This is a genomic window from Aquimarina sp. MAR_2010_214 (assembly GCF_002846555.1).
Lineage (GTDB): Bacteria > Bacteroidota > Bacteroidia > Flavobacteriales > Flavobacteriaceae > Aquimarina.
Genome location: NZ_PJMS01000001.1, coordinates 4,448,507 through 4,473,481 on the forward strand (window position 1 = coordinate 4,448,507; position 24,975 = coordinate 4,473,481).

The following is a 24,975-nucleotide window of genomic DNA, read 5'->3' on the forward strand; positions in this document are numbered from 1 at the left end:
TAATTTTTACAATTACCGGAAAAAAGTATGTAGTTTACCCATACCCAAACCTTTGTCCCGAAAGTTTGATTATATCGAATAAAGGCAGGTCTCCTGGCTCGCGTCTTGTTGTTTACCTTCCCGATCGTAATAACGAGCAGTGGTTAAAAGAGTTAACAACAAGCATCCTTCTTAATAATGGACACAGCATACAGTTGCGGGAACAGCTCAGGAATATTGATTTACGATACTAGATTTCAGAAATACGATTAGAAATTAAAAAAATCGCGATTCATCTATTTACCTTCGTTCTTCATTGTACCTGATTCCCTTTTAATCCTCAACTCCCCAGAAAGGAGCATCAGAACCAAAATTCAGCGCGAATGTATTATATTTTATGGAATTTCGAATTACTTTAACAAATAAATAATGTATTCGATTACCTTTGCTTTCTTTAAAACCAATTCAATGTTATATTACATTACAGGAGGAGAACGTTCTGGTAAAAGTAGCTATGCACAAGATCTGGCATTACAATTATCTAACACTCCTTATTATCTAGCTACTTCACGTATTTGGGATGATGATCATCGTAAACGTATAGATAGGCATATTGCAGATCGAGACGAACGCTGGATCTCTATAGAAGAAGAAAAAGAAATTTCTAAAGTTATCAAAAAAGATAGTGTCGTTGTTATCGATTGTGTTACTTTGTGGCTTACCAACTACTATATGGACACAAAAAATAATATCGAACTCTCACTGTCGCAAGCAAAAGTAGAATTTGACAAACTATTAGATATAAATGCGACCATAATTATTATTTCTAATGAAATTGGAATGGGAGTTCACGCTACTACTGAAATTGGCAGAAAATTCACCGAACTACAAGGTTGGATGAATCAGCATATAGCTAGTTATGCCGATAAAGCCGTATTAATGGTTTCTGGTATTCCTGTTGAAATCAAAAACTCTAAATAATCAAAACATACATCATGGACTTTGATATAAAACCTATCTTTAATAACAAACTTGAAGCAATTCTTCAAAACAAAATTAATACTAAAACAAAACCTATTGGTGCATTAGGAGAACTTGAAACAGTTGCTTTACAAATAGGTATGATCCAAAACACAGACCAACCAAGTTTAGATCAACCAACTATTCTTGTTTTTGCTGGTGATCACGGTATTGCAAAAAAAAGAGAAGTCAACCTTTATCCTCAGGAAGTGACTGCACAAATGGTTTATAATTTTGTAAATGAAGGGGCTGCTATTAATGTCTTTTGCAAACAACATCAAATTGCTCTTAAAATAGTAGACGCCGGGGTTAATCATGATTTTGAAAATATTCCTGATATCATTCACGCAAAAATTGATTTTGGTACTCAAGACTATCAGGAAACCCCCGCTATGACTGTAGAGCAATGTACTAAAGCCATACAAAAAGGTGCTGATCTGGTCACAGAAACGTTTAATAATGGTTGCAACACTATTGGTTTTGGCGAAATGGGAATCGGAAACACCTCTGCTGCTTCATTATTGATGTCATATTTCACAAAGATTCCGATCGCAGAATGTGTGGGTTCTGGAACAGGGTTGGATACTTCAGCTATTAAAATCAAACAACAAATTTTATCCGAAGTTTATCAAAAATACGCTCCTTCCTCTCCTCTTGAAGCATTAACTATTTTTGGAGGATTCGAAATTGCTATGATTACCGGAGGAATTTTAAAAGCAGCAGAACTCAAAATGACTATTATCATAGACGGGTTTATTGTCACTTCTGCCTTATTAGCTGCGTATGCTATGTATCAAAACGTAATAGATTATTGCATATTTGCCCATACATCAGAAGAACAAGGGCATCAAAAAATGTATCAGTTCTTAGAAAAAAGACCATTGATCAACCTTGGAATGTGTTTGGGAGAAGGAACCGGAGTCGCTATAGCATATCCTATCATAGAATCTGCAGTTACTTTTCTTAATAATATGGCTAGTTTTGAAAGTGCAGGAGTTTCTGGAAGTGAATAATCTAATACAATGAAAAAAGGGATTTTATCAATATTTATAGCTGTTATCGGGATGTATTTCTTATACTGGTATACAATTGATTTATCTCGGCAATACTTTATTTTGATAGAATCATCAAAAAATACCTCAGAATTAAATCCTTATATATTTACTGTTGCCAAGACTTTTAGAATAACCTCTGTCTGTATTGGGTTGTTAAGCCTCTATTTTGGTGTCATTTCATTTTTAAAGAAAAACAAAGTTGGAAGCATTGGGATAATTCTGGCTTTCATACTTATTATTAGTTCTTTAATTCCATTCTGGAAATATCTTGTTGAAGATGCTACTATAGACATTAATTTAAAATAAATCATGAAAAAAGAAATCCATATCTTTTTTACTGCATTGATGTTTTTTACTCGTATCCCTTGCCCAAAATGGGTAAATCACGATTCTGAAAATCTACACCTTAGTTCTAAATATTTTCCTCTAGTAGGAATCATTGTTGGAAGTATTGGTGCTATTGTTTTTTATGGAGCTTCTTTTATTTTTTCAATAGAGATTTCGATAATGTTATCTATGTTTTCTACTATCTATGCCACAGGTGCATTTCATGAAGATGGATTTGCCGATGTATGTGATGGATTTGGTGGAGGATGGACCAAAGACAAGATACTTTTGATCATGAAAGATTCTCGTTTAGGCACCTATGGTACCATTGGACTAATGTTAATTCTAGGGATAAAATTTATAGCATTAAGAGAAACAGAAACGTACCACATTCCATTAATACTAATTTCTGGACATGCCCTAAGCCGTTTTATAGCTACCACTCTAATCTTTACGCATCCTTATGTAAGAGATACAGAAAGTAGCAAGGCCAAACCAGCAGCAAAAAGCATGAGTCTACGGTCATTATTGATTAGTGGTATATTTGGTATTACTCCCCTGTTTTTCTTCAAAAATCCCATGATATTCCTTACCTTGATCCCTGTATACTTGTCAAAAATGTTCTTAGCAGACAAATTCAAAAAATGGATTGGTGGTCAAACAGGAGATTGCGCAGGTGCTGTCCAACAACTTAGTGAAATTGTATTTTATCTTACTAGCATAATTTTATGGAAATATATCTGGTAAGACATACCACTCCAAATATCGAAAAAGGAATTTGCTATGGGCAAAGTGATATTGGGATCACAGATACATTTACGGCCGAAGTAGAAAAAATACATCAATGTATTCCTATTCATGAAATTACTACAATATATAGTAGTCCTTTACAACGATGTAAACTATTAGCCAAAACATTCAAAAAAGAAATCATCTACGATAATCGACTTAAGGAGTTAAATTTTGGAGATTGGGAGTTACAGCCTTGGGATGCTATACATAGTTCAGAAATAGATCCATGGATGAATGATTTTGTAAATATACAAGTCCCAAATGGGGAATCATATATTACACTGCAAGAACGAATTTTGGATTTTTATACCTCTCTGAATCATATTTCTGAAGAAAAAATTGTCATAATATCACATGCTGGACCTATGAGAGCATTACTTGCTAACCTGCAAAAAATAGATCTTAAAGATTCTTTTTGTATCAAAATAGCATACGGAGAAGTGATTGCTATTTAAATTAAAATAGGATTACTTATCGAAAGTATATGTTGCTTTTACAGCATTATGATCCGATAGATCTTCACCGTCTATCACAAATTGAAGCACTTGCATTTCAGGTATAAAAACTGGTTGCTTGTGATTTTTGCTAATTAAAATATAATCCAATGTATTATTATAATTTGGATATTCTTTTCTAACCAAGGTATTCGCATTAGAATAGGTACCTATATCTGTTGAAGGATTAAAAGAATATAATATTCTAGAATTCAATATATTTTTCATCTCCATATACGAAGATGTATCTGTATATTCCACATTCATATCCCCTGCGTAAATTAATGGTTCTGATATTGGTATTTTTAAACTATTCATCCAATCTCTAATCTCTTCTAATTGCTTTAATCGTACAGGAGTTCCATCATAATCTCCTTGATCTGCTTGTAAATGTGTACCTACAATATGATATTTTTTCTCATTTTTAATGATCTCTACATATATTGCTCCCTTATTAGAATAATAATCTGCTGTTCCATATAGAGAATTATTAAACACGTATTGTCTTTTAATATCAATCGGGTATTTACTAAAAATTCTTACCCCTCCATTAACAACAAAAAGACTATTAGAACAATTTCCGCTAACAGAATTCCAATTGTCCCCTGTATTACAATATCTTCCTAAAAGAACTGTACTATATGGGTACAAATTCTTTAATTCATTAAACAAATGCTTCTTGACTTGATGATTAAAACCTTCTTGAAAAATCATAATATCTATTGAAGGTGCCATATCTGTTAAACTCTGTAGTTGTTTTTTTGCTCTCTCTATTTCCTTATATTGCTTAAACTTAGCTATTCCTGGCAGATGAAATATATTATAGTTCAATACTGTTAAACTTTCCATATTTCTATTTGTAATTTCTTGAAATTTTTGATTTTCGTACCCCTCTATACTGCTTATCTCCTCAGAGCATGAAAAGGTAAATAACATTACTAAAAAGGCAAAGCGGAGGTTTAAGTTATTCATCAACATATATTTACAATAAATATACAAAGAATGTTTTTTAGTATTTTTCTGACTTTAGCTTTAAGAAAACAAATAATTAAATGATAGTTTAGGAATTGTTTCGTTTATCAAATGATCGTTATTTTTTTGAACAAATGATCTATCAAACATTTTTTTATTATTTATAAGTTGATATTAAGAGGCATATAAATTACTTCATAACAATGATATGTTACTTTAAAGCTAAACTTATTCTGATTTACTATTTTTACAAAAAAATGATGCTCATGCGTACTATTTTTATCATTTCTTTACTATTATTATTATGTGTTTCATGTAAAAAAACACCAAAGGATACTACCCCACTCACCGTGATGTATCTTGCCCCTCAAAATATTGAATACGCCTCAGGATTTACTATTAAAAACAGAGAAAACTATAAAGAGATCAAGGTCATAACACCTTGGCCAGATGCCAAAGAAGAACTTACATATATTTTACATCCAAAAGGAACAGAAAGACCATTTAAATCTCCAAGCGCAATATTTATAGAAGTGCCTATAGAAAGAGTTGTTGTAACCTCTACTACAGATATTCCAATGTTGGAGTATATGAATCTTGAAGAGAAATTAGTAGGATTCCCACATACAGATTATATTTCTTCTGAAAAAACACGTGCTTTGATTAATACTGGTGCGATTAAAGAACTTGGCGAAGAATGGAATTTAAACACAGAAGTTGTTCTCGAACTTTCTCCAGAACTGATTATTGGGTTTTCATCTTCAGGAGATACAAAAGCCTATGATCATATTCAAAAAACCGGGATCCCTGTTGTGATAAATGGTTCGTGGATGGAAGAACATCCATTAGGTAGAGCAGAATGGATAAAATTTGTTGCGGCTTTCTTCGGGAAAGAACAAATAGCAGAAGATATCTTTCAAAAGATAAAAAAAGAATACAATCAAGCAACTACTTTAGCTCAAAACACAACTTCTACTCCAACAGTTTTATCAGGTAATATGTTTAAGGATGTATGGTATATTCCTGGCGGAAATAGCTTTGTTGCTAAATTTTTAAAAGATGCTAATACTACATATTTATGGAAAGACGTTCAAAGAAATGGAAGCCTGACATTAAGTTTTGAAAGCGTACTTGAAAAGGCTCAAAATGCAGAATTATGGATAGGGTCTGGAAATTCTAAATCACTCGATGAATTAAAAGAAAAAAACCATCAATATGCTTTATTCGATGCTTTTAAAAATAAAGCCGTATATTCTTCGACGTTAAAGATGGGATCAAAAGGAGGGTTAATTTATTATGAATTAGGACCTATGCGACCTGACTTAATTTTAAAAGATATTATCAAAATTGCTCATCCAGAATTGTTAATCGATTATGAACCTTATTTTTTTGAAAAACTAAACTAATTGACCCCAATCAAATCATATAAACGCGTTTTTATAAGTATTGTCGTGCTCTTATTAATTTGTTTTATTGCAAATATAAGCTTGGGCTCGGTATTTATTCCTTGGTTAGATACGTTAAGTAGCCTGGTAGGCGGAACTGTAGAAAAAGAGGCATGGAGACATATTATTGTCGATTATCGATTACCGAAAGCTCTTACTGCAATAATTGTAGGTAGTGGACTTGGCGTTTCAGGATTACTAATGCAAACCTTGTTTAGAAATCCTTTGGCTGGTCCTTTTGTACTTGGCATTAGCTCAGGAGCAAGTCTTGGAGTTGCTTTATTAATATTAGGTAGTGCATTTACAGGAGTAGCAGTGTCCTCTTTTCTAATTTCAAAATGGGGGTTAGTTATTGCTGCTAGCTTAGGTAGTATATTAGTATTATTTGCTGTAATGCTTGTTTCTATTAAGGTGAGGGATACTATGGCAATACTTATTATCGGTCTTATGTTCGGAAGTATTACAGCAGCTATAGTAAGTGTATTGGCCTACTTTGCTCCTGCTGATCAATTGCAACGTTATATTTTTTGGGGATTTGGAAGCTTAGGCAATCTTACCTGGTATGATGTACTTATATTTTCTGGTGTATCGCTATTAGGAATGTTATTATCTATCCTTGCCATAAAACCTCTAAACACTTTACTTCTGGGAGAAAACTATGCCCGTAGCCTTGGGCTAAATATCAAAACAAGTCGTTTTCTAATTATTGTTGCTACTGGATTATTGGCCGGTAGTATTACGGCTTTTGCCGGACCGATTGCCTTTATTGGTCTGGCTGTGCCTCATCTAACAAGGCAGCTATTTCATACCTCAGACCATAAAACATTAATCCCAGCTGTGATACTACTAGGAAGCATTATTATGCTAGTGTGTGATAGTATTGCACAATTACCTTCTAGCGAATATACACTTCCTATTAATGCTATTACTTCGCTAATTGGTGCCCCCGTAGTCATCTGGTTATTGGTTCGAAAACGAAAAATGCTATTTTAAACCTCTCTTTATTTTACCCTGATTATTACCTTACACCTATAATATTAAACTATTTATTACAGTATTGGTATTTCAATAGTAATAATAGTACCTCTTTTAAGACGAGAATCAATATGCATTACACCTGATAATTTTTGTATTCGATTTTCTATATTTGTTAAACCAATACCTAAAGATGTAACAGAAGTATCAAACCCTTTACCATTGTCTTCAAAAATAATATGAATAAGGTTATCTATAAAATCGATTTGGATTTCAACTTTACGAGCATTAGCATGTTTTATGGTATTTGTAATGAGTTCCTGAAAAACAGAGAATAATTCATTATGAAATGAATGATCTATTTCATTAATTTTATTTTCTGAATAAGTTGAAATATGAATACTTAACTTACTGGCATTTCCAATATTCTGCATATACTCCTTTAGCAACTGTATAAAGTTATTATGTCTAAATTTTTTAGGAATAAGGTCATGAGAAAGCGTTCTAACTTGCTTATAGGTATCATCAATCTGTTGATAGATGGTATCCATTTTTCTTAAATTTTCTTTGGCCAAACCAAACTGAAGTTTTATTGCTGCCAGATTTCCCCCTATCCTGTCATGAAGCTCTTGAGCAATACGGTTTCTTTCTTTATCCTGAATACTAATCGAGGTTTTGATTAATTTTAACTCCTGATCCCTTATTAAGGCTTCTATCTTTTGTTCTCCTATTTCTTTTTCTTTTTTATGCAGTAAGTTTTGACTTTTTAACTTTTGATAATATAGAAAAAGTAAACCAGCCAGAGGTATCAAGATTATCACAAATGTATATGTAAGCGTTTGTTTTTGAAACTGTTGCTTTTCTATTTCTATAATTTTAAGTTCTTGATTCTTTTTTAAAATTGTTATTTCCTTTTCTTTCTTCAATGTCTCATATTCTATTTCCAGCTTAGCTACTTCCTTATCTTTTTGTAGCTTTTTTATAGAATCTTGTATTTGAATCTTTTTCTCTGTATTCTCTAAAGCTTCTTTGTAGTTTTTTTCTTCTAAAGCTACATTTTTCAAACTATGATATACATATAATTGTTGTTTAAGATATCCTGATTTTTTGGCTATTTCCAACACCTCATTATATCCTTTTTTAGCATTTTTAAAATCCTTCTTCTCTCGATAAATTTCGCATATATTAAGTATATTATTCAGGACAATTACGGGGTAATTATATTCTCTCGCAATAGGTAATGATTTATTAAAATACATGAAAGCTTTATCGTCTTCATACATATTTAAATACACTACGCCAATGTTCAATAATGCAACCGCTATATTTCTATTATTATCCATTGTTTTATAATACTTCAGTGCCTTTTCATGATAAAACAATGCTTTTTCATAGTTCTCTAACTCCATATAACACAAAGCAACACCTTCACAATAGCCCGGTCTTTCTTTATCTATAACAGTAGATTTTAAAAATTCTAAAGATTTTGTATAATCACCATTAAGCTTATAATTCATTGCCAAACTAATAACCAACCTATCCTTAGTATCAGAATCTTTAGTTTTTTCAACAATATCAATACCTTTTAAAGCCCATTTTTTACTTTCTTCGATTAAGTTTTTATCTCTAGAAGCATTCGAAAGAAGTAAATAAAAACGTGATAATAAATTTAGAGATACAGAATCTTCTTTATTCCCTATCAACCCAATAGCTTTTTTAGCATACACCAGCGAAGAATCTGTAGCATATTTGTAATAATGATAATTTGCCAAAACATAATGTGCCAAAATTGTATTATCCTTATTTTTAGTTCTTTTTAATACATCATGACTTATTCTAAAGGATTTTTCTCGATCCTGGTTTTCTATTTTTATAAAACTTCTAGCATGTTCTAGCAGTACACTATCTTTTTTGGCATTTTTTATATCATCTTCTTCATGTGTCTGAGCTTTTGCAATACTGCATATAATCAACAAAATGAATACAAGTGTAGGTTTTGAAAATATCGTCATATTGTATGGTAAATATTTTTACGGGAATTTGTAGTATTTTCCTATCAAGGAAAATCAATAGTATCGTTAAAATTAAGGAATTAACTTTTATTCCCATTATTGATCTCTATAATAAGAGAAATTTAGCATCCCAAAAAAATGATGTTATTTACAATTGCAAACAAAGTTAGAGGTTATATGTATCATATTCTCCAGTCTAAATATACCTGCACAGACCTTATCTACGAGTAATTTACTCGAATATGAATACTCTATTTTCAAACAATTAAAAATCAAGTATTAATTTAAAATCCTATCTTTAAAGTAAAAGTACACATCAATGAAATCATCTGAATACTTAGAGGGAATCCAAAAGCAGTTTGCTTATTATAAATCTCTGGGAGAAAAAACAATAGATCAAATCCCTGCAGAAAAGCTTTTTTGGCAATATAACAATGAGAGTAATAGCATAGCAATTATGGTAAAACATCTCTGGGGTAATATGAAATCCCGATGGACAGATTTTTTAACTACAGATGGTGAAAAAGAATGGAGACAACGTGATGCCGAATTTGATAACGACATTAAATCTAAAGAAGATCTTTTAACCAAGTGGAACGATGGATGGCAATGCCTCTTTGAAGCACTAGAAAGTATTGATCAAAATAACTTTAATCAGCCCATCTATATTCGTAATATAGAACATAGCATTACCGAAGCAATCAACAGACAATTGGCACATTATGCATATCACGTAGGACAAATTGTATTTCTTGGAAAAATGATTACAGGTAAGCAATGGCAAAGTTTATCTATCCCAAAAGGAAAATCTGTAGCTTACAATCAAAAACGCTTTGCTACACCCAAGCATAAAGCACATTATACAGATAAGCTCATGAAAGATGATACCAATTAATTATTCTGAATTCATAAAATAGTCAATAACTCCCTTTAGTTTGTTAATAACTATGGTTTTCTCAATACCAAATCCCAAATAGATTACGATTATATTTGCGTAAAACTGTACGTAATTAGTCGCACATATATATGAAATGAGCCATAAAAACTACATTGATTCTCATTTGCCCTGCGGTAGATCGGCTGAAATGATAATTGGCGAATTTCATACTAATCTGTATCAGCATAAATCTGACAACTAAAAAATAATAAAGAAAAACAGATGAAATTTATAGTATCCAGTTCTTACTTACTTAAGCAACTACAGGTATTAGGAGGAGTAATTAGTAATAGCAATACGTTACCAATTTTAGATAACTTTTTGTTCGAATTAGACAACAATGCTTTAACTGTATCTGCCTCTGATCTAGAGACGACCATGTCTGCAAAATTAGAAGTAGAATCTTCTGACCAAGGAACGATTGCAGTACCCGCCAAATTATTGTTAGAGACACTTAAAACTTTTCCTGAACAACCTTTAACTTTTGTCGCTGCAGATAATAATACGGTAGAGATAAGTTCTAACCATGGTAAGTATGCTTTAGCATATGCTAACGGTGAGGAGTTTCCTAAAGCAGTAGAATTAGAAGATCCCAGTGCTACAAATATACTAGGAGATATCTTAGCCACAGCAGTAAGCAAAACTATTTTTGCAACTGGTAATGATGACTTAAGACCAGTAATGAGTGGTGTGTTTTTTCAATTCTCTACAGAAGGTTTAACTTTTGTTGCTACCGATGCTCATAAACTGGTTAAGTATACCAGAGAAGATATCAAAGCTTCTCAAGCTGCTGAGTTTATTATGCCTAAAAAACCATTGAACTTACTTAAAGGGATTTTGGCAGGTAGTGATAGTGAAGTATTGATCGAATATAATGAATCTAATGCAAAATTCTCTTTTGATGAAACGCAACTAATCTGTAGATTAATTGATGGAAAATACCCTAATTATGAAGCAGTAATACCAAAAGAGAACCCAAATAAACTATCTATAGCCCGTACACAGTTTTTAAATTCTGTACGTAGGGTTTCTATTTTCTCTAACAAAACGACACACCAGATTAGATTAAAAATTGCAGGAGCAGAATTAAATATATCTGCAGAAGATATCGATTATTCTAACAAAGCAGAAGAACGTTTAACATGTGATTACCAAGGTGATGATATGCAAATTGGTTTTAACTCTCGCTTTTTAAGCGAAATGCTAAATAATCTTAATGCTGATGAAGTACAGTTAGAAATGTCATTACCGAACAGAGCAGGAATACTTACTCCAATCGATGGATTAGACGAAGGAGAACATGTAACCATGCTAGTAATGCCAGTAATGTTGAATAATTAAGTCATAAATAATTATTTATATCCAAAAAAATTCCAACCATATTTAATGTGGTTGGAATTTTGTTTTTATAGCATCCTGAGCTTGCATATATAACTTAAGCCTAATAACAGATTAAAAACATGAAACAAATATCAATTAATTAGTAATGATAATGTCTTTGAGTTTCAAAAGTTAAAAAACTAAAACCAATACTAATACCAGAATTTATTACAAAAAGCTGTTTTAAAAACTCTAAACATTTCATACCTTACTCAAGTAAACATCTTTTATTTTTCATATTCGCAACATGATTTTCGAAAAAGACATTCTTAAAAAAATTGATTTCATTACAGAAAAAGAACTTCAGGAGGAAATCCTTAAAAATTGTGAAGTCTTATCTTTTAAAAAAGGAGATGTAATTGTTAGAGAAGGTCAATATGTTAAGATACTACCAATTGTAATTTCTGGACATATCAGAGTATTTCAGACAAAAGAAGATAGAGAAATTTTGCTTTACTATGTCGAACCAAGTCAGACCTGTATGATGTCATTATCAGCATGTTTCTTTAACAATCAAAGTCCTTCACAGGCTATAGCAATGGCTCAAACCGAAATTATTGCAATACCATCAAGATTTATTATCCAATGGCAAAAGCAATATAATTCATGGAACAATTTTGTGATTAAAACGTTTAGAAAAAGATACGATGAACTCCTTGACACTTTTGAGAGTGTTGCTTTTGATCATATTGACAAAAGAGTTATTGAGTACTTAGAACGCAGAAAATTACATCAAGAAAGTTCTATGGTTAAAATTTCTCATCAACAATTGGCTAATGAGTTAGGTACAACAAGAGTAGTTATTTCTCGTATCTTAAAACAATTCGAATTGAATGGGAAATTAATTTTACATAGAGCTGAGATAGAATTATTATAACTTTTCTCACTCTGTGTATCTTTTGATACCGTTTTATCGATGATTACTTACTGACCTTTGAAACATTCATTAATAAAAAAATAAAATATGAGTGCTAAAAGTTTTTTAATAGAAATGGAACAAGAATTTGTTTCAACAAAAAATCTTCTGGATATACTTCCCGAAAATCGATTACACTATAAACCACATGAAAAAGCAATGTCACTTGGTCAGCTCGCTTTTCATATCGCAACTATTCCAAGCAGGAATTTGAGGTTTGCCAAAGACGGTCAGGTAGAAACAGAGATCATCGTCGAACATCCTATTCCTAGTAATAAGGCCGAAATTCTTGATGCTTTTGAAAAGAGTATAACTTCTGTAAGAATTTTACTCAACGAAGAAGACACGTCCTGGTTAAAAAATGATTGGAAACTTCTAAAATCACAAAACCCAATAGCAGAAATGTCTACCTATGCCTTTATAAGAACTTTTGTTCTTAATCACTGGTATCATCATAGAGGAGAATTAACCACATATCTAAGAATACTAGATAAAAGACTACCTTCTATTTATGGACCAACAGCAGATGTAAACCCATTTGCTTAGATGTAAAATCAAAATGAATTAGGGAGATGTAGATATCTCACCTCATCTCCCTTTTATGAAATAAGTAGTAATAAAAAAATTAGTTACAGGATGAAACGAATTATAAATATTTACTCTCCAAAATATCTTGAATAATCAGATTCTGCTGCAATATATCCAAAAGAACTTCGTGATTTACCATTCAGAATTTCCTGAAGTCGTATCCTTGCTTTCTCCTTGTTTCCGTTATAAAAAAACCAATTAGCAAGCCCGTAACGAGTAGCATCATCCTGAGGAGTATCTTTTTCTATTTGTAATGAATCAATTGGCAGTATTTTTTTATAAAATCTACATAGATTATAATAACTTGTATTTTCGATAATCGTCATATCATTTGTTATCATATCTAATACTTCTTTTGCCTTATTCTCATTACCCATTCTTCTCTGGATCATATACAACCAATTTGTACTCGAGGCTGTATTGTCATCATTAGACTTTAAATTTCTACAATTAAGATAAGCATGGTATGCTTTTTTCATATCATCTTTTAAATAATATGCTAGTCCCAGATGATACCATATGTTTCCGTGAAGACTGCTTACAGGGATATTCAGTGCATTAGGTAACCCGTCGGGTTCAATATTGTTTTCCTTCCCTTCTATTAATGTTGTTGCATGTTTTAAATCATCAATAGCTTTATCAAACTCTCGTATAGAAATATAGCGATGTCCTCTATGTCTATACAATCGAGCTTCATTAGGATACTTTTTAATTCCATCAGAATAAATTTCTATAGCTTCTTTGTACTTCCCTAAATAAGCTGTTCTTCTTCCATACCAAATGATGTTTTCAACATTATCTGAGTCTGCCAAAAAATCCTGTTTAGCTTTCTCATATTGATTAGCCATTTTTTGCGAAAGCGTAGTAATAGCATCTTTTTTATCCACTGATTCTACAATAGAATTTTTCTCCTCTTTTATAACAATTTCAGGCGCTTTTTCTCTTTTGCATGAGAAACACAACACCAAAACAAATGAAGAAATCAAGATTAATTTATGAGTATGCATAGCCTAAGTAATTTAATTTGAATTCAATATAAGAAAACTTGTTAAGGTTATTTAAAATAAAAATACCTATTCTAATCTTTTATATACATTTACAATTATCGGTAATATCAAGTTCTTTAACACATACGGTTATGGTTCAATGCATCATTGCAACCATCTTGTTTTTTTCATCTTCTCCCCTATTACACAATATATGGTTAACATGGTAGAACAACATGTTAAGGACCAAAGATATTATATGACGCCATCCATTCTGAAGATGATAGTGATATTAATACAAAAATTATAATATTGCACATACGAAACCTTCATATATGATTAGTATTCCTGCCATAGATGATTATTCCTTATCAGGAAAAGTATTTCCTTGTAAAGGAATCATCGATAAAAACAAAGTACTAATTATAAATTCTGCCACAGCCGTAGATAAAAAATTATATCATCATTATGCTTCCTACATGGCAGAAAATGGATATCAGGTAATTACCTATGATTATAGAGGAATTGCAGGCTCACGACCCAAAAAACTTAATGGTTTTAAAGCTTCTTTTACAGATTGGGGGCAAAAAGATTTTTCTGGAGTGATTGATTATGCTAAAAGAGAGTTTCCAAATCATAAGATAGTAACTCTTGGTCATAGCATCGGAGGAACAATTATTGGAATGACCGAAAAAAGTGATGAAATTAGTGGAATCATTAATATTGGAGCACAAACAGCATATTATAAAGATTGGTCTAAAGCGCTAAGAATCAAAATTTACTTTTTATGGCATATTATTTTTCCTTTGGTTACTAATCTATTTGGTTATTTTCCAGGAAAAAAACTAGGGTTATTAGAAGATGTTCCAAAAGGTGTAATCGAGCAATGGAACAATAGAAAACGACATGCCAATATGAAAGAACAAATGGAAGCTATTGGTATTACTTTTTATTATAACACCTGCACATCAAAACTTCTTACTCTTGGCGTAGAGGATGACCCTATTGGGACAGAACCAGCAATCACAAGAATACATGATCTATTTGAGAAATCTGATAAAGAAATCAAAATAATACAATTACAGGAAATCCCGACCAATAAAATAGGGCACTTTGGCTTTTTTAGCAGAAAATTCAAACATACGCTTTGGGCAAAAACATTATTATGGTTCGATGATATATAAATTATTTTTCACAAATCATTTTTCATATTGATTACTCTTTTTTGACCTCTTCTTCGATATTATTTATAAAAAAGTAACCAACTATGACAAATCGCATTTTTTTTAACTAAAAAAGTCAATATTTTTAAACCACTGCTGATTTAAGAATCGTATCAGCATCTATTTACAATTAATTATAGTGAGTACAAAAACTGTAATACTCATCATAATTACAATATGCATTATTATGGGAGAGCACAATGTTCATAGTAGTACTGATCAAAGAAACCGAGCCGAATTTATAAAACATTTACTTGATGATATTAAAGCTCTAGAAATCATGATAGAGCAAGACCTTATCGAGAAAGATATCGTTCGTATTGGAGCAGAACAAGAGTTTTGCTTGGTAAATAGTAATTGGAGGCCTGCAAAAAATGCAGAAGAAATTCTAAAAGCAATCAATGATACTCATTTTACAACAGAATTAGCAAAGTATAATCTAGAGATCAACCTAGATCCTTTAGAACTTAAAAAAGATTGCTTTTCTCAAGTTGAAAATGAATTAAATCAATTACTTACCAAAGCTAAAGTTAAAGCTGCTCAATTTGATACCAAAATAGTACTTACTGGTATTTTACCAACTATTAGAAAGCGTCATTTAGAATTAGAATATATGACCTCTAACCCTAGATATTCTGCTTTGAATGATACCCTAAGAACTCAAAGAGGTACAGATTTTGAGCTTCATATTAGAAATGTGGATGAATTGAGTATACATCATAATTCTGTACTTTTTGAAGCTTGTAATACTAGTTTCCAAATGCATCTTCAGATTCCTCCTCAAGATTTTGTTTCTAGTTATAATTGGGCACAAGCCATATCAGGTCCTGTTCTTGGGTTATGCACAAATTCACCTTTACTATTTGGAAGAGAGTTGTGGAGTGAAACACGAATTGCATTGTTTCGCCAGAGTATGGATATCAGAAGCTCCTCTTATGCCCTAAAAGATCGTGGAGCCAGAGTAAGCTTTAGTAATGAATGGGCATCAGGTTCTGTCGTAGAAATTTTTAAAAATGATATTGCACAGCACAGAGTAGTTTTATCACGCGATATAGCAACAAATTCACTTTCAGAACTTAAAAAGGGTAATATCCCAAAACTACAAGCACTTTCTTTACACAACGGCACTGTATATCGATGGAATCGTCCTTGCTATGGTGTTGGAGGAGGAAAAGCCCACGTTAGAATCGAAAATCGGTATATCCCATCGGGTCCAACTACTCTTGATGAAATTGCGAATTTTGCTTTTTGGGCAGGATTGATGATTGGGCGTCCATCAAAATTTGATAACATGTCAAATTGCATGGATTTCAGAGACGCCAAAGGAAATTTCATAAAAGCAGCCCGAAACGGTAAGGATGCTATTTTAAGTTGGATGGGCAGTCCTATTTCTATCCAAGATCTGGTAATAAAAGAACTATTACCTATAGCTTATTCTGGATTAGAAAAGGCAAATGTAGACACTAATGATATAGAACGATTTTTGGGAATCATAGAAAAACGAGCAAAAGGTATCACCGCATCAGACTGGAATATCAGAAGCTATCGCTCTTTTCAAAAAAACATGAAAAAAGATGATGCACTAAGAACATTAACTGAAACCATATATCAAAATCAACAAGGTGAATTACCCGGTCATGAGTGGCCAATACTTAAAACTAAACCATCAAAAAAACACAAAAAAGCATCATTGGTTGGACATATTATGTCTACCAAATTATTTACCGTTGACAAATACGATTTAGCCAACCTGGCTACAAGCATAATGAAATGGAAAAACATTCATCATGTTCCTGTAGAGAATAAACCTGGAAAACTTTGTGGGTTACTAACCTGGAATCATGTGAAAAACATTCAGGATCAGAAAAAAAATAGTGATAACTGTAGTGTATCAGACATTATGGTTAAAGAAGTGATAACCGTTCAACCAAAAACAACAATATCAAAAGCAATTCAGATAATGAAAAAACATGAGATTGGTTGTCTCCCTGTAATTCAAAAGGAAGACCTCGTAGGGATTATTACTATAAAAGATATAATAGCATTCGACCATGGTACAAGTTTATAGTAAAGCACTGGATCAATCTATTGAAACTGAACGGATAATAGGAAGTATTAAAGGATCTCAATCTGGCCCCACTCTTATTTTTATCGCTGGTATTCATGGTAATGAACCTGCAGGGATATTTGCGCTACGTAATGTATTAGACACTATAAAAAATGAGGAGATATCTATAAAAGGGAATATTTATGCAATAAGTGGTAACCTACCAGCATTAGCAAGAGGCGAACGATACCAAAAAGAAGATTTAAATCGTTTGTGGGAAATCGATAGAATTAAAAATTTGCCTGAAGACATAAGAAATACAGTTACCAATCTTGATATAGAGCAACAATACTATATTCATCATACCATCAAAGATATATTGAACAAAGAAAACGGGCCTTTCTATTTCATGGATCTTCATACTACTTCAAGTAAAACAATTCCTTTTCTTACAGTAAATGATAGTTTACTTAATAGAAAATACACCATACAATACCCCATACCTATGATATTAGGCATAGAAGAATATCTTGATGGTCCGTTACTGAGTTATATCAATGAATTAGGATATGTTTCCTTTGGTTTTGAAGGCGGACAACATGACGATATAGCAGCTATCCAAAATCATATTTCATTTATCTATCTCACCATGGTTTTTGCAGGAAGTGTTACAAAAAATGATATTGATTATACTTATCATTATGACTTTTTGAATAGTAAACAAGAATCTGTAATGTCAATCTATGAAATCTACTGGCGCTACCAAATAAAAGAAGACGAAGTTTTCAAAATGAAACCTGGATTTGTCAACTTTCAGCATATACAAAAAGGAGAGCAACTTGCTCATAGCAATGGAAAAACAATAACCGCTTCTAAAAACGGAAGAATATTCATGCCTTTATATCAAAATCAAGGTAATGATGGTTTCTTTGCTATTCATAGTGTACATCCAATATTTTTAAAGCTGTCAACCATCCTTCGTAAAGCACATTTTGATAATATTTTTACTATTCTTCCTGGTGTTCGCTGGACCTCAAATAAAAAAAATGAACTTATGGTTAATCTTAAGATTGCTCGCTTCTTCACAAAACAGTTCTTTCACCTTTTGGGATACAGAAGTAAACAGGTTGATAAAACACACTTAAGCCTAAAAAATAGAGAGAGTGCTTCAAGAGAGAAAGAATATCGATATACGTCTTGGAGTAAAAGTAAAAATTGGTTAAGAAACACTCTCAACCAATAATAATTGAAAAGATAAACTAGGTGCTAGGTTAAAAAATATTTCACTTCTAAAAGCAAGCTTAACGGTACTAAAAAGAGGACAAATCATAATGTTCATCCTCTTTGCACCTACTACGCAAAGATGCAATAGCCATTAGAACGACAGTAGCCTGGCTCACAAAAACTCCCTCCTGACCAAGTCACTAAACAACCTCTTCCGGTTGGGCAACATCTAGGCCATCTCATACTTGATCCTGTGATGTCTTGCTGTTGTTCTTTACTTAGTTTTTTAACCCCTGTTAAATTAAGAATGCTTTTCATTGTATAAATGTTTTTAAAATTATATCATCTAATTTAATACAAATTACTAATATTCAACTACTTAAATAACGTAAACAAATTAAGGTTTTCAAATCTATTTATATCTTTTTAGGATTACTTAAAATTGTTTAATACAGTGTTATCATACTTCCAAAATATTTAGAGAGTGCATCAAAAGAAGAAAAAGAATCTTATTACACCTCAACTAAAAGCAAAAATGTTTAAGCAAAACCTCTAACCAATAGTAATCGAATTCGAGTGCGATACTCTTTTCTTTTCAAAATCAAAAAAATGTTGATCTGTATTAAAACATCAATAAATTAAACATTTAGCTTTACTTTTGAATTGTAATTTAACACACCATGAATATTGCTCTAAAACAAGTCGAATTGGTAAAAAACAGCGCTATTGCAGCATTAAGTAAATCTGTTTAAATACTATAATTCTTAGCATAAGGAAATTAAACAACCAGAATTTCACACAAAAATACATGAAGAGATTATTAAGTTATCTATGGCCATTTACCAAAGAAGTTTCCTCAAAAATTAACGGAACCTTAGAACTCACATGGATGAACGGTAAAAAAGTGCTGGATAGCCAAAATGCAAATTACTCCTACGGATCGTTACAAAAATTACTTAGTTATGGGCTTTCACAAATAGATATTTCTACCAATAGTGAAATCCTTTTACTAGGACTTGGTGGCGGAAGTGTAATAGAGACGCTTAGAAATACATTTAATCATCACGGAAAAATTACGGCTGTAGAAATTGATGCAGTGATTATCGAAATCGCTAAAAACGAATTTAATGTAATTGAGAATCAAAATCTTGAGATCTATTGTGAAGATGCATTTTCCTATGTTAATTATTGTGTGTCACAATTTGAAATTATAATCATCGATATTTTTATTGATAATCAAGTTCCGGAACAGTTTTATGAAAATCAATTCTGGAAAAACCTTATTCCTCTATTAAAACCTAATGGACAAATCCTATTTAATGCTGGAATTAATTTGAAGGAAAACATCAAAATAGAATCTCTCAAATCCATGGTTAAATCCGATATCGAATTTTCACAACACAATCAGGTTCAAGGAATCAACACACTGTTAATTGGGAAGAAAAGGTCAAGAGATAAAGATTAAAAACTACAATATCTATTTTTGTTAATTCAATAAAATTATAATTTTAGGCTTCGATATTAATACGACATCAAAATGACTAAGCAAGAGCTAAAAGATTGCCATCAAAGTATTATTCCGTATATCCATAAAACTCCTGTACTTACTTCTAGGTTGCTTAATGAGATTTCTGGAGTAGAGTTATATTTTAAATGCGAAAATTTTCAGCGTATGGGAGCATTCAAAATGAGAGGTGCTACCCATGCCATTTTAAGATTATCTGAGGATCAAAAATCTAAAGGTGTCGTGACACATTCTTCTGGTAATTTTGCTCAAGCTCTGTCATTGGCTGCACAAAGTATAGGGATCAAAGCCTATATCGTAATGCCATCTAATGCTCCACAGGTTAAAAAAGATGCAGTAAAAGGGTATGGAGGTGAAATCATTGAATGCCCTCCTACTCTTGAAGATCGAGAACGAACTGCTACTCAAATTCAACAAGAAAAAGGAGCTACATTTTTGCACCCATCAAATAATCTAAATGTAATTTTAGGTCAGGGTACTGTCGCCCTAGAGCTACTAGAAGAGTATCCGGATCTCGAATATCTTTTTACTCCGGTTGGTGGTGGTGGACTTATTGCAGGAACCGCTTTGGCAGCTCACTTCTATGGTAATCAATGTAAAGTGATAGGAGGCGAACCTCATGAGGTTGATGATGCGTATCGTTCTTTACAAAGTGGTAAAATTGAAACTAATGAAACCATAAATACTATTGCAGACGGACTCAAAACACAATTGGGAGACATTAATTTCCCTATCCTTCAAAAGTATGTTTCAGAAATCATTAGAGTTGAAGAACAAGAAATTATAACAGCAATGAAATTGATATGGGAACGTATGAAAATCGTTGTAGAACCATCTTCTGCTGTTTCTTTTGCTGCTCTACTTCATAATAAAGAACGTTTTAAAGGTAAAAAAGTTGGGATTATCCTCTCGGGAGGTAATGTAGATTTAGGGAATCTTCCGTTTTCGTAATCAGAATATATCCATGATAACATTTCCACTGAAAACAGTGTACTCCCACATAGCATTTATGTACTACATTTATAACAAATTATGTGCTCTATAAAAACAAATATTGTGAAGATAAATACATATCTTTTATTAGCGATTTTGATTTGTTGCACCTCATGTAACACTAATAAAAATTCAAAGGAAACTATTGACCAATCAAAAAAGAGCAATGAGATTGCTGCTACTCACAATCAAGATGATAGAATTATTACTACAAAAGCAACAGTTTTATCGGTTGAAGAAACTTTAATCATGCCTGATGATTACCTTACAACAGTCCTAACAGCTATAACAAGTACTAATGACACCATAGCATTTGTAGATATGGACGGTTTTGAAAAGCTGGTCAATACAGAAGTTACCATCTCTTATCAACTAAAATCAAATCAGAAAAAATTAATAGTTTGTTTTGATTGCACGTCATATTCCAAACCAATTAAGTTAGCAAATATCACATCAATTGCACCCTTGATGGAATTCAAACTATTAAGGTTAAAAGAATATGAGGAAGATGAATATATCACTACTGCCTCATCGTTTATCATGAATACTAAAGATGGTAAAATTGAGCGTTTTTACACCAATATATTTGACCTAATTGAAGATAGCACTAAAATGAAAAGTGCATTATTTAATTATGGAATTGTAACAGAATATACTCCAGAACTACTCAATCGCGATGAATTACGATTATTATTAGAATAGCTATTTACTTCTTATACTCTAAAAAAAAAGTAGAAACTATTTTCTAAAATGGTAATCATTTTTTAGATACCTACTCTTCTAAAACATATTATCATTTTTTTAACATCCGATAAAAAACACTTTAAAATCAGTAGCTAACACATTAAATCTACTAACTTATTAGTTGAACTACTAATTTATTAGTTGTAAAACTAAAAGATTAGTAGTACGTTTGCTTTATAAAATTGATACTATGCAAAAATTAGCCAAAAGAGAAGAACAGATTATGCAAAGTCTGTGGAAATTGGAAAAAGCATTTATAAAGGAGATCATTGAAGAGCTTTCTGATCCTAAGCCACATTATAATACTACTGCTACTATTGTAAAAATTTTAGAAGAAAAAGGGTTTATAAGTCATGTAGCCTATGGAAACAGTTTTCAATATTATCCTTTAGTATCAAAAGATGAGTATCAAAAGGAAGTCTTGGGCGAAGTAATGCACAATTATTTTGATAATTCTCCTTTGGCTTTGGTTAAATTCTTTGCCAAAGAAGAGAAAATAAATACCGACGAATTAGAGGAAATAATTCAACTGATAAAAAACAAGAAATAATGGACTATATCATACATAGCTCGGCATTAATAGGATTATCATATATTATATATCGATTTTTTCTTTCTAAAGAGACCTTTTACCATTTAAACAGATGGGTATTATTATCATTGGTGGTGCTTTCATTCACTTTACCTTTTATTACTGTTCCAGAAAATTTATCATTTAAAAATGCTCTATTTCAAGAAGTAGAAATACAGCCATCAAATTCTCCTGCTATAGATCATAAAATATCAGAAACAAGTACAAAAACTGAAGACACATCAGCTATAGATACTTCTAACATCAGTACTATTTCGGTTAGCATGTTTTTAGACTGGAGATCAATTCTGCTATACATTTATGTATTAGGTATATTAGTATTTGGTATTCATTTTATTATTCAATTGGGAGTTCTATTATATCGTATTTCTAAATATCCAACTGTAGAAGTTGATGATTATAAAATTGTAGAAACCGATAAAAAACATGCTCCTTACTCATTTTGGAATCGGATATTTATGAATCCCAGTCAATACAATCCAGATACGTATTTACAAATCCTAAAACACGAACAAGTACATATTAAAGGTAAACATAGTATCGATATGTTATTAGTTGAGTTATTGGTGATGATGCAGTGGTTTAACCCTTTTGCTTGGTTATACCGCAGAGCCATCGATAACAATCTAGAATACCTAACCGACAATAATATGCTTAATATAGGTGAGGACAGAGAAGTTTATCAAATGAACCTTCTCAAAGTCTCCACCCCAAATATGCCAACAGGTTTGGCAACAAGTTACAATCAATCATTTCTCAAAAAACGAATACTCATGATGAATTCTAAAAAATCAACATCAAAATCAGGGTGGAAATACCTAATCATTATTCCACTACTCGCTATCACCGTGTTTTCTTTTAACCCGGTAAAACCTAATGAAGTACTGGTAAATCATGATAAAGAACCTATGGATGTGACTGTAGATTTCGGAAAAGGATCTATATCATCTAGTGCTCAAAATGACTTTACTAAGGGAGTTTGGGATGCCGAAGTTGGAGGAGGTAAATTATGTATTATGTACAGAAGTGCAGAACCTCTTAAACGAAATTTCTGGTCTATGACCAGATGTTATGATCCAGCCTATTTTAAAGATTTTCCTAATGGAGACCGACAACAATTTAAAATTACAAAAGATGCAGGAACTATGACCTATATTGGTCAGTTTGATAACAAAATTGGTGATGGAAGATATACTTTCACTCCTAATGAAGCTTTTATTACATCACTTAAAGCTTATGGTTTGCATGTAGATAACAAAGATTTAGTTCATTGTTTCCTTACAGGTTTTGACAACAATTACCTTAGTTATCTGAAACGTGAAAATCTAAAAATCGATCAAGATGATTTTGAAGATATTATTCATAAATCACTTCCGCTTGATAAGCTAAAAATGTATCGAAAAGAACTTGCCCGATTAGGTTATGAGAATTATACCATGGAAGAGGTTAGTAAACTTAATTTGTTCAATGTTGATGTTGCCTATATTTCATTTATCAATACATTAAATGGTAATAAAACATCCTTAAAAAAGATTACAAAAGCCAAAATCCATAATGTCTCTTCTGAATTTATTAAATCATATCGAGATAATGGCTATGGTAATCTGTCTCTTGATGATTATATGAAATTAAAAATTCACGATGTGACTCCAGATTTTATTGAGTCATTTAAAAAGGCCGGACATACTAATATCACTGTAAAAGAAGCCAAAAACCTTAAAATTCATAATGTTACTCCGGTATATGTAAATAGTTTTAAGAAAGCGGGATATCCCAATATTACTTTACAGGAAGCAAAGAAACTCAAAATTCATGGTGTAACTCCAGAACTTATAAAGGCATATAAAAAAGCCGGGCAAAATAATATTTCATTACGAGAAGCTATAAAACTAAAGATTCATGATATCACACCGGGCCAGGTAAAAACAGCTAAAGGTTTTTCTTCTTCTAAAAGCAAGAGAGATCAAAATACGCTGTCGAGTTCTACCAATAGTCGTGGTGTCTCACAAAATGATCAGCAAACGCCAAATGATTTTATTAGACAATTTAAACAACTTGGTTATGACAATGTACCTATTGATGATATCATCAAACTAAAAATACACAATGTAACCCCAGAATTTATCAAAATGTTTAATAAAGCTGGTTACAATAACATTCCTCTAAATGATGTAGTTGCTTTAAAAATTCATAATGTGACTCCTGATTTTATTGATTCGTTTAAAAAAGCCGGATATAAAAACATCTCTTTGGATGAGGCAAAATCATTAAAAATACACAACGTATCTCCTAATGCTGCTTCAGAATATATAAAAATAGGGTATTCTAATATCTCTATAAACAAATTAATATCTCTAAAGATTCATAATGTATCTCCAGAATATATTAAAGAATTCAAAAAGACACAATTCGGTGATCTTCCGCTAGATGATATCATGTCATTCAAAATTCATAGAGTCACTCCAGAGTTTGTACAATCTTTTAAAGATATAGGGTTCAAAAATATAACAGCTGATCAAGCAAAGAGTCTTAAAATTCATAATGTTACACCAGAGTTTATAAAATCCTTAAAAGAACAGGACAAAGATATTTCGTTAGAACAAGCGATCAGAATCAAAATTCATTTTTAAATATTTATAATAAGCTAACCAAAATTCAATCAATCAAAAAACGGGAATGGCTCTATGATAATTATCATAGAGCCATCTTAATTAAAGTTATAAAGGTATTTAGATAGTAAAACACATTA

The 24,975-nt window shown here is 31.7% G+C and carries 23 protein-coding genes and 1 riboswitch; of the genes, 19 read left to right on the forward strand and 4 right to left on the reverse strand.

The genetic code is table 11. The annotated features are described in order from the left end of the window. Positions 1 to 65 precede the first annotated feature (65 nt). A riboswitch (cobalamin riboswitch) is annotated at positions 66 to 366 on the reverse strand. Between the two features lie 81 nt (positions 367 to 447). Genes ATE84_RS19080 through cobC form a run of 5 tightly spaced genes read left to right on the forward strand, consistent with a single transcriptional unit; the run spans position 448 to position 3,628 of the window. Continuing rightward, positions 448 to 960, forward strand: a complete 513-nt coding sequence (locus ATE84_RS19080) for a bifunctional adenosylcobinamide kinase/adenosylcobinamide-phosphate guanylyltransferase (RefSeq protein ID WP_101449475.1) — start codon at positions 448 to 450, stop codon at positions 958 to 960. A gap of 14 nt (positions 961 to 974) precedes the next feature. After that, positions 975 to 2,012, forward strand: a complete 1,038-nt coding sequence (cobT, locus tag ATE84_RS19085; RefSeq protein WP_101449476.1) for a nicotinate-nucleotide--dimethylbenzimidazole phosphoribosyltransferase — start codon at positions 975 to 977, stop codon at positions 2,010 to 2,012. Positions 2,013 to 2,021: 9 nt separating this feature from the next. Next, a complete protein-coding gene (locus tag ATE84_RS19090; protein ID WP_101449477.1) occupies positions 2,022 to 2,360 on the forward strand; it encodes a hypothetical protein in 339 nt (112 codons plus the stop codon). A gap of 3 nt (positions 2,361 to 2,363) precedes the next feature. Then, complete coding sequence (locus tag ATE84_RS19095; RefSeq protein WP_101449478.1) at positions 2,364 to 3,128, forward strand: adenosylcobinamide-GDP ribazoletransferase; 765 nt, start codon at positions 2,364 to 2,366, stop codon at positions 3,126 to 3,128. After that, positions 3,110 to 3,628: an alpha-ribazole phosphatase gene (gene cobC, locus ATE84_RS19100; RefSeq protein ID WP_101449479.1), complete on the forward strand. Its 519-nt coding sequence runs from the start codon at positions 3,110 to 3,112 to the stop codon at positions 3,626 to 3,628. Before ATE84_RS19095 ends, cobC begins: the two co-directional genes overlap by 19 nt. A gap of 12 nt (positions 3,629 to 3,640) precedes the next feature. Here cobC and ATE84_RS19105 read toward each other — a convergent pair whose 3' ends face one another. Then, positions 3,641 to 4,516 carry a sphingomyelin phosphodiesterase gene (locus tag ATE84_RS19105; protein ID WP_158237301.1) on the reverse strand — a complete coding sequence of 292 codons (876 nt, stop codon included), beginning with the start codon at positions 4,514 to 4,516 and terminating at the stop codon, positions 3,641 to 3,643. A gap of 389 nt (positions 4,517 to 4,905) precedes the next feature. Here ATE84_RS19105 and ATE84_RS19110 point away from each other — a divergent pair, with 389 nt between their 5' ends. Both ATE84_RS19110 and ATE84_RS19115 read left to right on the forward strand, forming a co-directional pair. After that, positions 4,906 to 6,045 (forward strand): ABC transporter substrate-binding protein, encoded by a 1,140-nt coding sequence (locus tag ATE84_RS19110; protein WP_233195847.1) that lies wholly within the window; start codon positions 4,906 to 4,908, stop codon positions 6,043 to 6,045. Then, positions 6,046 to 7,077, forward strand: coding sequence for an iron ABC transporter permease (locus ATE84_RS19115; protein ID WP_101449482.1), 1,032 nt, complete (start codon positions 6,046 to 6,048; stop codon positions 7,075 to 7,077). It begins immediately after the preceding gene. Between the two features lie 56 nt (positions 7,078 to 7,133). Here ATE84_RS19115 and ATE84_RS19120 read toward each other — a convergent pair whose 3' ends face one another. Beyond that, on the reverse strand, positions 7,134 to 9,071 hold the full coding sequence (locus ATE84_RS19120; RefSeq protein WP_101449483.1) for a tetratricopeptide repeat-containing sensor histidine kinase: 1,938 nt from the start codon (positions 9,069 to 9,071) through the stop codon (positions 7,134 to 7,136). Between the two features lie 319 nt (positions 9,072 to 9,390). Here ATE84_RS19120 and ATE84_RS19125 point away from each other — a divergent pair, with 319 nt between their 5' ends. The 4 genes from ATE84_RS19125 to ATE84_RS19140 all read left to right on the forward strand — a co-directional run bounded on the left by ATE84_RS19125 (position 9,391) and on the right by ATE84_RS19140 (position 12,850). Next, positions 9,391 to 9,966, forward strand: a complete 576-nt coding sequence (locus tag ATE84_RS19125) for a DUF1572 family protein (RefSeq protein WP_101449484.1) — start codon at positions 9,391 to 9,393, stop codon at positions 9,964 to 9,966. 264 nt (positions 9,967 to 10,230) lie between these two features. After that, the gene (gene dnaN, locus ATE84_RS19130; protein WP_101449485.1) at positions 10,231 to 11,349 is read left to right on the forward strand and encodes a DNA polymerase III subunit beta; all 1,119 of its coding nucleotides are present in this window, start codon (positions 10,231 to 10,233) and stop codon (positions 11,347 to 11,349) included. 286 nt (positions 11,350 to 11,635) lie between these two features. Beyond that, positions 11,636 to 12,265, forward strand: a complete 630-nt coding sequence (locus ATE84_RS19135) for a Crp/Fnr family transcriptional regulator (protein WP_101449486.1) — start codon at positions 11,636 to 11,638, stop codon at positions 12,263 to 12,265. Between the two features lie 87 nt (positions 12,266 to 12,352). Then, positions 12,353 to 12,850: a DinB family protein gene (locus ATE84_RS19140; RefSeq protein WP_101449487.1), complete on the forward strand. Its 498-nt coding sequence runs from the start codon at positions 12,353 to 12,355 to the stop codon at positions 12,848 to 12,850. A gap of 110 nt (positions 12,851 to 12,960) precedes the next feature. Here ATE84_RS19140 and ATE84_RS19145 read toward each other — a convergent pair whose 3' ends face one another. Further along, on the reverse strand, positions 12,961 to 13,899 hold the full coding sequence (locus ATE84_RS19145) for a hypothetical protein (RefSeq protein ID WP_101449488.1): 939 nt from the start codon (positions 13,897 to 13,899) through the stop codon (positions 12,961 to 12,963). 314 nt (positions 13,900 to 14,213) lie between these two features. On the opposite strand from ATE84_RS19145, the gene ATE84_RS19150 reads away from it, so the two are divergent. From ATE84_RS19150 to ATE84_RS19160, 3 genes are all read left to right on the forward strand, one after another. Next, positions 14,214 to 15,062, forward strand: coding sequence for an alpha/beta fold hydrolase (locus ATE84_RS19150; RefSeq protein WP_101449489.1), 849 nt, complete (start codon positions 14,214 to 14,216; stop codon positions 15,060 to 15,062). A gap of 226 nt (positions 15,063 to 15,288) precedes the next feature. Beyond that, positions 15,289 to 17,169 (forward strand): CBS domain-containing protein, encoded by a 1,881-nt coding sequence (locus ATE84_RS19155; RefSeq protein WP_101449490.1) that lies wholly within the window; start codon positions 15,289 to 15,291, stop codon positions 17,167 to 17,169. After that, positions 17,153 to 18,391, forward strand: a complete 1,239-nt coding sequence (locus ATE84_RS19160; RefSeq protein WP_101449491.1) for a succinylglutamate desuccinylase/aspartoacylase family protein — start codon at positions 17,153 to 17,155, stop codon at positions 18,389 to 18,391. The genes ATE84_RS19155 and ATE84_RS19160 overlap by 17 nt, the downstream gene beginning before the upstream one ends. A 110-nt stretch (positions 18,392 to 18,501) precedes the next feature. Here ATE84_RS19160 and ATE84_RS25900 read toward each other — a convergent pair whose 3' ends face one another. After that, the gene (locus tag ATE84_RS25900) at positions 18,502 to 18,690 is read right to left on the reverse strand and encodes a hypothetical protein (protein ID WP_143273671.1); all 189 of its coding nucleotides are present in this window, start codon (positions 18,688 to 18,690) and stop codon (positions 18,502 to 18,504) included. A gap of 490 nt (positions 18,691 to 19,180) precedes the next feature. On the opposite strand from ATE84_RS25900, the gene ATE84_RS19165 reads away from it, so the two are divergent. From ATE84_RS19165 to ATE84_RS19185, 5 genes are all read left to right on the forward strand, one after another. Beyond that, the gene (locus ATE84_RS19165) at positions 19,181 to 19,837 is read left to right on the forward strand and encodes a methyltransferase domain-containing protein (protein WP_101449492.1); all 657 of its coding nucleotides are present in this window, start codon (positions 19,181 to 19,183) and stop codon (positions 19,835 to 19,837) included. 72 nt (positions 19,838 to 19,909) lie between these two features. Continuing rightward, entirely contained in the window at positions 19,910 to 20,848 is a 939-nt protein-coding gene (locus ATE84_RS19170) for a pyridoxal-phosphate dependent enzyme (protein WP_101449493.1), read from the forward strand. A 105-nt stretch (positions 20,849 to 20,953) separates the two neighbouring features. Beyond that, the gene (locus ATE84_RS19175) at positions 20,954 to 21,592 is read left to right on the forward strand and encodes a hypothetical protein (RefSeq protein WP_101449494.1); all 639 of its coding nucleotides are present in this window, start codon (positions 20,954 to 20,956) and stop codon (positions 21,590 to 21,592) included. Positions 21,593 to 21,824: 232 nt separating this feature from the next. Beyond that, the gene (locus tag ATE84_RS19180) at positions 21,825 to 22,184 is read left to right on the forward strand and encodes a BlaI/MecI/CopY family transcriptional regulator (protein ID WP_101449495.1); all 360 of its coding nucleotides are present in this window, start codon (positions 21,825 to 21,827) and stop codon (positions 22,182 to 22,184) included. Next, positions 22,184 to 24,856 (forward strand): M56 family metallopeptidase, encoded by a 2,673-nt coding sequence (locus tag ATE84_RS19185; protein ID WP_101449496.1) that lies wholly within the window; start codon positions 22,184 to 22,186, stop codon positions 24,854 to 24,856. The genes ATE84_RS19180 and ATE84_RS19185 overlap by 1 nt, the downstream gene beginning before the upstream one ends. Positions 24,857 to 24,975 lie beyond the last annotated feature (119 nt).